Below are 11,305 nucleotides of genomic sequence, written 5' to 3'. Positions count from 1 at the left end.
CACTATGGATGAAAAGGCGTTTAAAGTTTCCAATGGCGCACATCATCCACTTGGCGCAACGTTAACGGACAGTGGCTGCAATTTTGCAGTACATTGTCCTAATGCCACTGATGTGCAAGTGTGTTTATTTACCAAAGAAACCGAAGAGCAGATCGTGGTTATTTCTCTGCCGGCCAAAACCGGCAAGGTATGGCATGTGCATGTTGAGGGGATTACCGAGGGCCAGCTTTATGGTTTTCGTACTCATGGGGAAAATAATGCAAAAATTGGCTGGCAGTTTGATGCACAAAAGCTGCTGATCGATCCCTATGCTAAAGCGTTAAACCGCCCCTTAAGCTGGAACGCCAAACAATACGAAGGTGACAGCCAGTTTATGTTGTCAAAATGTGTGGTATTAAAACCCACTGATTGTCGTGGCAGAGTGGCTAAACCTAATATTCCACTGGCTCAAACTATCTTGTACGAAGCCCATGTTAAAGGCCTAACTCAGCTCCATCCTGATGTTCCTGACGAGCACAAAGGTAAGTTTTTAGGAGTATGCCATCCGGCTATCATTAAACATTTACAAACACTGGGTATCAGCACTATCCAATTGATGCCAGTGATGGCTTATATGCCAGAGCGCTATATCACTGAAAAAGGTTTAACTAATTATTGGGGTTATAACCCGATTAATTACTTCTGTCCTGATCCCCGTTATGTGCTTGAAGATGGCATTGCTGAATTTAAAACGATGGTTGATACCTTGCATGCAGCGGGCTTGGAAGTGATCCTAGATGTGGTATTTAACCACACGGCCGAAGGGGGAATGGACGGGCCAACCTTGTCTTTTAAAGGTTTCGACAATGCCTCATTTTACCTGTTTGAACGCAACGAATATGGCGCAGTGGATTATTGTAAGTATGTGAATAATTCAGGTTGTGGCAACAGTGTGAATACAGCCTTTCCCTATGTGCTCAAACTGGTGATGGACTCCTTACGTTATTGGGTAACGGAAATGGGCGTTGATGGTTTCCGTTTTGACTTGGCCGCCAGTTTAGGTCGTGATCCTTATGAGTTTTCCAGTTTATCTGGCTTTTTCAGAACCATTCGACAAGATCCCGTATTGCTCAATACTAAGTTAATTGCCGAGCCTTGGGATATTGGTCATGGTGGTTATCGTTTAGGGCAGTTTCCCTCTAATTGGCAAGAATGTAACGACAAATACCGCGATACCTTACGGGCATTCTGGCGCGGAGATAAAGGCCATACCAGTGATTTGGCCACACGTTTGTTAGGCTCAAGGGATTTATTTCCTAAAGAATATCGTTCGATTTTATCCTCAGTGAATATGATCACTTATCACGATGGTTTTACCTTACATGATTTAGTGAGTTATTCCGAAAGGCACAACGAAGCCAATCTTGAGCAAAATCGTGATGGCCATGGGCATAACCTATCGGCCAATTATGGAGTTGAAGGCCCCACTAGCGATGTACAGATTAAAAACCTTAGAGATCGGCAAAAACGTAATATGTTTGCCACTTTGATGTTATCTCAGGGCATTCCCCATGTACTGGGTGGTGATGAGTTAAGCCGCAGTCAAAAGGGCAACAATAACGCCTACTGTCAGGATAACGAAATCAATTGGCTAAAATGGCAGTTAAATGAACGCCGTCAGGATTTTCTGGATTTTTGCTCCTATACCATTAACTTGCGCAAACAAAGTGTATTGTTAACCCAGCTTAATCTTAAGGATGATAACTACACACTGGGGCATAACGTAGACAAAATAAATTGGTATCGCCCTGATGGTGAGCGAAAGTTAGTGGATGACTGGCAGGATCACAATAATCAGGCTTTTGCGGTTGAGTTTAAAGGCATCGCTGATCCTAAGGCTGGGCATGACGTTGAGCATTGGTTATTGGTGATTAATGCCACGGATCATGATGTTCGATTTAATTTACCTGAGCTTGGTAATGAAATCGGCTGGAAAATTATGCTTGATACCCGTTACGAAAAACTGGCTTTGCAACCTCAGGTCGTGGTGAATCAAGTTTACATGCAAGCTTTTAAAAGTATCTGTTTGTTTAAGGCTATCACTTGACTAATGCAAGGTCGGAGTAATATAACTGTCACGTCCACTATGGATAAGCACCTAAGTCTATGCAAGATGTAACAGGGCACAATTAAGCTGGTTATTTTGCCCTGTGTTATAACATTCGGAGTGAGCAAGTGAAGTTAACTGAGTCACAATGGCGTGAAAAATTAACGGCCGAAGAATTTCGGGTTTGCCGGCAAAAAGGCACAGAACGTCCCTTTACTGGACAGTTATTAGATAACAAAACCCCCGGTGATTATCTTTGTACTTGCTGCGGTGAAAAGCTATTTGATGCCGAGCATAAATTTGATTCAGGCTGTGGTTGGCCGTCGTTTAGTGCGCAGAGTGACGATGCTAATGTTGAATACAACACCGACAATAGTTTGGGTATGCAACGCATCGAAATTGTTTGTCGTCACTGCGATGCCCACTTGGGCCACGTGTTTGATGATGGGCCAACTCCCAGCGGTAAACGTTACTGTGTTAATTCGGTTTCGGTAAAATTCAAATCGAAATAAGCCACCCTTATTTGAGTAAAGCTGCTTAAAAAGTAAGCTGCTTTACTCTTTCTCTAAGTAAACATTAAATATTTTAATTATTTTTATTGAAAGTAAATTTCAAGACGGCGTGCTTTTTGATGTAAAGCACCGAGGTTTATTCCTTCCACATTGCTACTTAGCGCTTTGCCCCGCGATTAAATTTGTAAACTGTAGAAAACTTACGAATTTAGCTGAGTAATATTCTGATTTTTAAAGGTTTTTGTAAGTTTTAGTCAATTTGGCTATTACATCGGCTTTCATTAGAATGGCGCCGATTTTGAGTACAGCCTCTGGTTTTATACTCAAAATGGAGTTGGCGAATAGCGCCAAAGTCCAAGTTATTGGTTTGTCTTCAATCACTCAGGTAGTCAATTTACGCATGAATCAGCAATTAGAGCAGGAACTGTTAAGCAGTTGGCAGGAAAGGCAGGAATACGCCGAACAGATGCAACCCATATTAGGTAAGTTATACCGCAACCATGCCATCGAAGTTTCAGTCTACGGACGGCCATTATTGGGCGCTAGTGCCATTGAGATCATCAAAGCGCATCGCTCGGTTAGGCTCAAAGAACGCAACAAACTTAGGCTTCGAGAAAGTTGGCCTTTACTGGAGCAAATGAGCCAAATGACTCTAGCACCAGCCCACATTGACTTGGGTAAACTGGCTTATGCCTATCACTATGATGCGCAATATGCAGATGTAGGGATAGCTGATTATTTGCAACAACAACTACATGAAGTGATCGGGGTGCAAGATCAACAAATTCATCAGGATGTGGTGTTGTATGGCTTTGGCCGTATAGGTCGCATACTTGCGCGCTTGTTAATTGAGCGTCAGGGCAAAAATAACAAACTCAGATTAAAAGCTATAGTGGTGCGTGGTGGTAAAGCGGGCGATTTGGAAAAACGTGCCAGTTTGTTACGCCGTGATTCAGTCCATGGCCCGTTTAATGGCAGTATTACCGTCGATACCGAAAAAAATGCGATTAAAGCCAATGGTTCGTATATTCAGGTGATTTACGCTAATTCACCCAATGAAGTGGACTATCAGCAATATGGGATTAGCGATGCCATAGTAATTGATAATACCGGTATTTGGCGTGATGCCGAGGGTTTAGGCCAGCACATGCAATCTAAAGGCGTGAAAAAAGTACTACTCACCGCGCCTGGTAAGGGCGAGCTTAAAAATATTGTTTATGGGGTTAATCATCAGGATATTAAGCCAGAAGATAAGATTATCTCAGCTGCAAGCTGTACCACTAATGCCATCACACCAGTATTAAAAGCCATTGACGAGCACTACGGTATTGAAAGTGGCCACGTTGAAACCGTGCATTCTTTTACTAATGATCAAAACCTCATCGATAACTTTCATAAAGGTGACAGACGAGGGCGCAGTGCGGCCTTAAACATGGTGATCACCGAAACCGGCGCAGCCACCGCAGTCGCTAAGGCTTATCCTCAATTAGAAGGTAAACTGACCGGCAGCTCTATTCGTGTGCCGACCCCCAATGTCTCTTTGGCTATTTTAAATCTGCATCTGAGTCAAAGCACCGACAAAGATAGTATCAATAACTACTTACGTGATATTTCGTTGTTTTCCGAGTTGCAACATCAAATCAACTACACAGCCTCAACTGAGATTGTTTCGACCGACTTAGTTGGCACCAGAGCACCCGCGGTGATTGACTCACAAGCGACTATCGTAGCCGGCCAACGCGCAACTTTGTACGTGTGGTACGACAATGAGTTTGGTTACAGTTGTCAGGTGATGAAAGTTTTGCAAAACATGGCGGGGTTGAATTCGCCAACGTTGCCAAAGGCATCGGTGAGTTTGTAAGCTTTTAAGGCATGCGCTGCGCTTACTTTATGGCCTGCGGCCACCAAGCATTCGCTTCGCTTAGTTTATGGCCTACGGCCACCAAGCATGCGCTTCGCGCACCGCCATCCATGGCTTTTTTCAAGCCTCGTCCCGAGGCTCGAGTTACTCTTTCTTCAAACAGCTAAGAAAGAGTAACCAGAAAGAAGCCGGCCCACTAAACGTTCTAATCCTGATTTGCTTGAATTCACTAAGCCGCTTTGACTTGTTCCCGACAAGACAAAGCTAAACTGGCTTTCCCTGCCAGTTTACTTAGTCAATTCTGGCGCAAATCAGGGAACGTTTATACGGGGAATAAAAACCCACTTTCTTCGATTTAATTCTGTATTTTTGCACATAACCCGACTCTGTTTAAATACAAAGTTCTGAGCTGAAAAATTACCATTAGGTTTTTGAGCAAGATTATGAAATTATAAGAAAAATTATTTATTAGTCGTGGAAAATACAGTTCATGTTAAATCCGTATTTAACATGATTCCGACTAATACACTGTTAGATTTCAAGGAAGGTCATGGAGCATTCGGTACTTTTAGCACAACTTAGAGCCTTAATTGAAAGGGCTCCTAACTTGGATGACTATCATCCCTCTTCAAAGGAACATCTAGTTTGGTTTGGGCAGGGACATGCTCTTATTACTAGGTGGAATGCTGTAGATGCTATGTCATTTCAATCAGCCGCAGATTCAATGTCCATTGATTTATTACGTCCCCGTAATATAGCTAAAATATTAGGCACTATTCAAAGAGCAATCGCAGATCTCGAGTTAAAAGCTCCCCAAACTCAAAATAAAGTATTCAGTGCCGGTGATGTTTATGATTTTTTCAAAGAAATGAATAGAGTTATATCGTCTGCAAAACAAACAATATTTATTATTGATCCTTTTCTTGATTACACTGTTGTTGATCATTATTTAGATGCTAGAAAAACGGATGTAAATGTTAGGCTCTTACTTTCGAGTAAAGTTAAGGACCAAATAAAGGTTCTAAAACCCGTAATTGAAAAATATAACACTCAATACGGCGATATTATTAAGGTAAAAAAAAGCAGCAAGCTGCATGATAGAGTCATATTCATTGATAATGATGTTTGCTGGGTTGTGGGGCAGTCCTTAAAGGACGCTGCAATTAAACCAACATATCTTTTACCGCTTTCCCCAGATGTTATTTCTGCAAAATTGGATGACTATGAAAACATTTGGGCTGAAGCAAATGAAATCTAACAAGCCAATTATTCCGACCTCAACTCGCTGCGCTCGTTTCGTCGGCATATTGGGGCGTTATACATACGTGAGAGCTATATGGTTTTAGACAGTTTGATAAAAGAATTGAAAGGAAAAAATAATTTCGAACTGCTTAATAGGCAAATGGAATTATATGAAACAGTTCCCTTTAAAGATTTTAATAAACCAGATGAGGATATGCTTTTATTTCAATTTGGTTGTTACGATATTGGTGATGGAGAGTTTTTTAATATCGATTTGACGAGGCAACTTAGTGGTGATGCAGACAGCGCTATGGAACACCTAAGTTGTAGTTTATATTTCACACCTAATCAGGAGCTTCGTGCTTTGGGAAGTAGTAATTTTTGGTGTTTCTCTCGTGCGGACATCAAAGATTTTTGGCTGAAAGTGTCAAATCATGATTCATTCAAACTTTGTAAGAATCTTAAAGTAATCAACTCTACAATCAGAGCAGAGTATGTATAACAAGTTTGTTAAGTTCGCCCAACAAGTTGGGCTGGAACGCGTGAACTACACGCGCCCCTTACAAAAGCGTTATGCGATATTGAGTTTATGGTAATTATGCGCAATTTTTTTGTTTTTATATTAGCTCTTTTCCCTTCTTATTCGTCGGTTGCATCTGACAAGTGGGATTTTCGTACAACCGATGCTTCGTGTTATTTCTGGTCTGACGGAAAGACCGATTTAACTGAGAACAAGACAATTTATTTTTTCGTTTCTTTTGGTTATTCGAATGATATATCAAGCCTTTCTGCAGAGGTTCTGGCTTCGAGTTTAAAAGAAAAAAAATACTCTCTCTTAATTTCCACTCATGTTAATGAGCAGGATGTAGATGCTCACCCTCTTGATATTGGGGAAAACCATAAGTTATCCATGGATATTATGATAAATGGAACAATACTAAAAAATCGATATGATTCAGCATGGGAAAGTGTGTATTTTATTCAAGGTGATGAGGTGGAAAATATAATGTTAGATATCCTGTCTAAAAAGACTTTTGAATTTCTAATTAAACCAACAGGTAGCGACAAATTTTTTACAGCTAGTATTAAAAATAGTGGCTTTGCTCTAAATAAGCACCTTCTTAACCAATGCAAAGAATTTTTCGCATAACAAGTTTGTTAAGTTCGCCCAACGAGTTGGGCTGGGACGCGTGAACTACACGCGCCCCTTACAAAAGCGTTAGCAATATTGCAGGAGGCATTGTTGAATCGTTATCAGTTCAAAAAACACTATATTTTTCGTCCTTTATTTGAACCTGTGATATGTCTTCTAATCTGTATTCCGTTTTGGTTTTTTAGAGATAGCATTCCTAATAATCAATGGGGAAAAGCTATTTTTCTTATAGGAGGTATACCGTTCCTATTTATTTGGCTAGCTGATCGTATCTATAAGGTAATTAAACATCCCAAATTATTTATATTTGATTTAACTTCAAACAGTTTAATTATTGATAATGTTGATTACTCCTTTGATGATTTAAAGTTTTTTTATATCTCAGAAAAAGGTGATGCTTTTAAGATGGAGTTTGAGTTTCCTAGCCCTAAAAAACTAAAAGCAGGATATAACCTTAAAACACTTGGTATGTATAAAATTGACTTGTCACTACAGGAGTTTAATGACTCAGTAAAAAACATTAAACATATAAAAACGTTTTCATCGGATTAAAAATATTGCTAACAAGCGCATTAAACCTGACTCCGCAAGCAGGCCGGTTTTTTGCAAAACACACGGCGCAAAAAAGCGTCCAACTTGCTCCGCTATTTATGCGAAGCGTTAATTCGAAGAATGTGGTTTTACTCTCGACTCCAACTTTCCCGATTGAAGTGTCGGCTTGTCAAATGTCCAAACAGGACGTTTGGACAAGGCGAGGCTTACAAGGAAGTTACATCTCGCCGTTTTGACTTGAAAGCCGGGACTTAAAGCGGATTAGAAAGTTGGTTGGAGAGCGGCCCTTCTTGCTTACTTGTATGGATAATCCCTTCCCATAATATCGTTTCACCTTATTCAAGTTTAGGTAAAGTGAGGCCCAAGCTTTGGCGGCAACCAAAGCCTTCTTATGCAGTAGCTCGTTTGCTTACTGGTTCCTCATTTGAGAGACCGCAAAGAAGTGTGAGCACTGCATAGGACTCCAAGCATAAAACTCGGATAGTCAACTGGGCCTCAGAGCCCGTATTTGCAAGGCGGAGTAAGCTTATTATGGATACTAAAAATAATCAAAATGAAATCAATGTCGGGGTTGATACAGGTAAATCACAACTCGATATTTCTATTCGTCCTTTAGATGTTTGTTTTTCTGTGTCGAACGATGACATCGGTATTAAACAAGCGGTTAAAGATATTAAAAAACATAAACCCACCCGCATCGTGATTGAAGCAACTGGCCGCCTTGAATGTGCCTTTGTGTTAGCGTGTAAAAAGGCCAATTTACCGATTTGTGTGGTGAACCCCGCTCATGTAAAGAAGTTCGCTGGGGCGATTGGTCGTTTAGCCAAAACCGATAAACTTGATGCCCAACTCATTGCGCATTTCAGTGAAGCAATAAAACCTGCGGTGACTGAGCTGCGTCCTGATGAAATGCAATTAATGAGTGACTTACTCGCCAGACGTAGGCAGCTTATCTGCATGCAAACTATGGAGAAAAACAGGCTTAAAATCCTCCCTAAGAGTCTTCATAAAAGCATTAAAACGGTTCTCAAAATACTGTCAACTGAAATAGACAACGTCGACAAATCACTGAAGGAAACCATTGAATTATCGCCTGAGTACCAAGCGAAAAACGCCATCCTTCAATCAATGCCAGGTGTCGGTAATGTGGTGGCTTTTAACTTACTCAGTAACATGCCTGAGCTTGGCTACATCACAAATAAACAGGCGGCGGCTCTTATCGGTGTCGCGCCTATCAACCGAGAAAGTGGTGCTTACCACGGCGAACGCAGTGTCAAAGGAGGACGATATCAAATACGGTCGGTAATGTTCATCGCCATGCTGTCTGCAGTGCGCTGTAACCCTGTATTTGGTCAGATGTATCAACGATTAGTAGCGCAAGGCAAACCAAAGAAAAAAGCCTTAGTAGCCTGTGTGAGGAAGATGATTGTTATTTTAAATTCAATGTTAAGAGAGAACACAATGTGGGACGAGAAAATGTTGAAAAATCACTACTTGACATCATAGTCACTTCTTCTGGCTGTTGAGAAGAAGTGAGTCGGACGGCAGGGATGCCGTTAGAAAAACGCAATGGATTGCGGTCGCGTAGCGATAAATAAGCGAAGCGCATGCTTTGTCGCGCAGCGATGTTTTAGAATCTTAAGAGCGCGCAGCGCATAGTCTTTTTGCGTTTTATAAAATGTTCGGGGCTGAAGCCCCTCCTACAAAAGCTAGCGGGTTGTACATCAATGTTTATTTTCTGACCAATCGCATAAAAATATTGTCAAAAAACCTTTGTTTTTGCCCTGTAACTCCTGCTGCTATAACCTTTTTTGACAAGCTGTGGTAAATTACCGCGGTCGAATTTTTTAGAGAAAATCCCATGCGTATTAGCAGCAATTTTGATAGTGGTAATATCGTTGTAATCAAAGCCTTAGCGCCTAACGATATCCAGCTTCGCATCCAAAAAGATCACCAATCAGATTTTTATCAATGGTTCCATTTTAAACTCGAAAGCACTGCTTTTGTCTCCCACAGCCTTACCATTACTGACTTAAAAAACTCAGCTTATCCTGATGGTTGGAAGAATTATCAAGCGGTAGCGTCTTATGATCGCCAAGAGTGGTTTAGGGTGGATACCGAGTTTGATGGTGACAATCTCGTTATCCAGCATACTCCAGAACATGAGCATATTTATTTTGCTTATTTTGCACCTTATAGCTACGAGCGCCATTTAGATTTATTGGCTTGGGCACAAACTTCAGTGCGTTGTCAGCAGGTGTTTTTAGGTGAAACTCTCGATGGCCGCGATATGTCCTTGTTGGTGGTGGGTGAGCCTGACGATGACAAAAAGGTTATCTGGGTCACAGCACGTCAACACCCCGGTGAGACCATGGCTGAGTGGTTTATTGAAGGGTTTTTAGAGCGTTTGTTAGATGATAATGATGGTTTAGCCCGTCAGTTGTTAGATAAAGCGGTATTTTATGTCGTACCTAATATGAACCCTGACGGTTCGGTGCGTGGGCATTTACGTACTAATGCCGCTGGCGTAAACCTGAATCGTGAATGGGCAACACCCAGCCTTGCAGCCAGTCCGGAAGTTTTTTATGTCATGCAAAAAATGCGTGAAACCGGTGTTGACTTATTTTTAGATGCTCACGGCGATGAAGCGCTGCCTTATAACTTTGTGGCAGGTTGTGAGGGTAATCCAAATTATTCCCCACGTTTGCAAAACATCGAAGAGACATTTAAAACCAGTTTGCAACTGGCTACGCCGGAGTTTCAAGATACTTTTGGTTATCCTAAAGACAAACCGGGTACAGCCAATCCCACAGTAGCGACACATGCTGTTGGTCAGCAATTTGATTGTATGGCTTTCACCTTAGAAATGCCGTTTAAAGACAATATCGAGCTACCTGATGCAGCTTATGGTTGGTCTCCGGTGCGCAGTAAACAATTAGGTGAAGATGTATTAATTGCTATGCGCTCGGTTATTGATATGCTGCGTTAAGTTCGCTCTTAAGTGTTACATAAAAGCAATATACCCCTTATGATTGGAACTACACACAGTGGCAAATGAAGATACCCCATGAGCTTAGTTTACTAAGTGACTAAGACAAATGAGGTGAATGAGTGGAACCAACAAACGTGTAGCTTCAAGGATTAAGGGTAAAAACAATAATAATTAAAGGGGAAAACAGTGGAGACATTTCATAACTTTTTAAACTCACTCGACGGCATGTTGGGGGGCGCTTGGTGGTTTCCTTATGTACTGCTTGGCACCGGTTTATTTTTCACGATTTACTTAAAATTTCCGCAAGTTAGATATTTCAAACATGCTTGGAAAGTGGTGATGGGCAAGTACGACAAGGCCGATGCACCAGGTGATACCAGCCATTTTCGCGCTTTAACCACCGCTTTATCGGGTACTGTGGGTACGGGTAATATCGGTGGTGTGGCCTTTGCTATCTTTTTAGGTGGTCCTGCGGCGTTGTTTTGGATGTGGGCAACCGCATTTTTGGGTATGACAACCAAGTTTGTTGAAGTGACCCTGTCACATAAATACCGTGATAAAACCCCTGATGGCACCATGGCTGGTGGCCCCATGTATTACATGGATAAACGTTTGAACATGAAATGGTTAGCCGTGGCTTTTGCTATTGCAACGGTGATCAGTTCTTTTGGTACGGGCAACTTGCCACAAAGTAATGGTATCGCGACCAGTATCGAAGCGACTTTTGGTTTTGATCCTTTAATCGTAGGTGCGGTACTAGGCATTTTACTTGCGCTGGTTATTTTGGGTGGTATCACTCGTATCGCCGCCGTTACCGCTAAAATAGTGCCTTTAATGGCTTTGATTTATTTAGTGGGTGCCGTATCGGTTATTGCTGCTAATTTAGAAAACGTAGGCCCTGCTTTTG

General features: G+C 41.5%; 10 protein-coding genes. All 10 read left to right on the top strand.

The window, feature by feature from the left end; translation table 11 throughout:
• Positions 1 to 4 precede the first annotated feature (4 nt).
• Positions 5 to 2,086 carry a glycogen debranching protein GlgX gene (gene glgX, locus AX660_RS05235; RefSeq protein ID WP_068373529.1) on the top strand — a complete coding sequence of 694 codons (2,082 nt, stop codon included), beginning with the start codon at positions 5 to 7 and terminating at the stop codon, positions 2,084 to 2,086.
• 128 nt (positions 2,087 to 2,214) lie between these two features.
• The gene (msrB, locus tag AX660_RS05230) at positions 2,215 to 2,598 is read left to right on the top strand and encodes a peptide-methionine (R)-S-oxide reductase MsrB (protein WP_068373525.1); all 384 of its coding nucleotides are present in this window, start codon (positions 2,215 to 2,217) and stop codon (positions 2,596 to 2,598) included.
• A gap of 400 nt (positions 2,599 to 2,998) precedes the next feature.
• Positions 2,999 to 4,459, top strand: a complete 1,461-nt coding sequence (locus AX660_RS05225; protein WP_068375225.1) for a glyceraldehyde-3-phosphate dehydrogenase — start codon at positions 2,999 to 3,001, stop codon at positions 4,457 to 4,459.
• A gap of 550 nt (positions 4,460 to 5,009) precedes the next feature.
• The gene (locus AX660_RS05220; protein ID WP_068373522.1) at positions 5,010 to 5,717 is read left to right on the top strand and encodes a phospholipase D-like domain-containing protein; all 708 of its coding nucleotides are present in this window, start codon (positions 5,010 to 5,012) and stop codon (positions 5,715 to 5,717) included.
• A 78-nt stretch (positions 5,718 to 5,795) separates the two neighbouring features.
• Positions 5,796 to 6,203: a hypothetical protein gene (locus AX660_RS05215; protein ID WP_068373519.1), complete on the top strand. Its 408-nt coding sequence runs from the start codon at positions 5,796 to 5,798 to the stop codon at positions 6,201 to 6,203.
• Positions 6,204 to 6,299: 96 nt separating this feature from the next.
• A complete protein-coding gene (locus AX660_RS05210) occupies positions 6,300 to 6,851 on the top strand; it encodes a hypothetical protein (protein ID WP_068373517.1) in 552 nt (183 codons plus the stop codon).
• A gap of 93 nt (positions 6,852 to 6,944) precedes the next feature.
• Positions 6,945 to 7,406 (top strand): hypothetical protein, encoded by a 462-nt coding sequence (locus AX660_RS05205; RefSeq protein ID WP_068373514.1) that lies wholly within the window; start codon positions 6,945 to 6,947, stop codon positions 7,404 to 7,406.
• Between the two features lie 531 nt (positions 7,407 to 7,937).
• The gene (locus AX660_RS05200) at positions 7,938 to 8,912 is read left to right on the top strand and encodes an IS110 family RNA-guided transposase (RefSeq protein ID WP_068373511.1); all 975 of its coding nucleotides are present in this window, start codon (positions 7,938 to 7,940) and stop codon (positions 8,910 to 8,912) included.
• 355 nt (positions 8,913 to 9,267) lie between these two features.
• Entirely contained in the window at positions 9,268 to 10,395 is a 1,128-nt protein-coding gene (locus AX660_RS05195) for a M14 family metallopeptidase (RefSeq protein ID WP_068373507.1), read from the top strand.
• Positions 10,396 to 10,584: 189 nt separating this feature from the next.
• Positions 10,585 to 11,305 (top strand): alanine/glycine:cation symporter family protein (locus AX660_RS05190; protein WP_131811771.1); only part of this gene is annotated, 721 nt, incomplete at its 3' end.

It is taken from the genome of Paraglaciecola hydrolytica, assembly GCF_001565895.1.
GTDB lineage: Bacteria > Pseudomonadota > Gammaproteobacteria > Enterobacterales > Alteromonadaceae > Paraglaciecola > Paraglaciecola hydrolytica.
The sequence above is the reverse complement of the archived record's forward strand: the minus strand, read 5'-3'. Positions and strand labels throughout refer to the sequence as shown.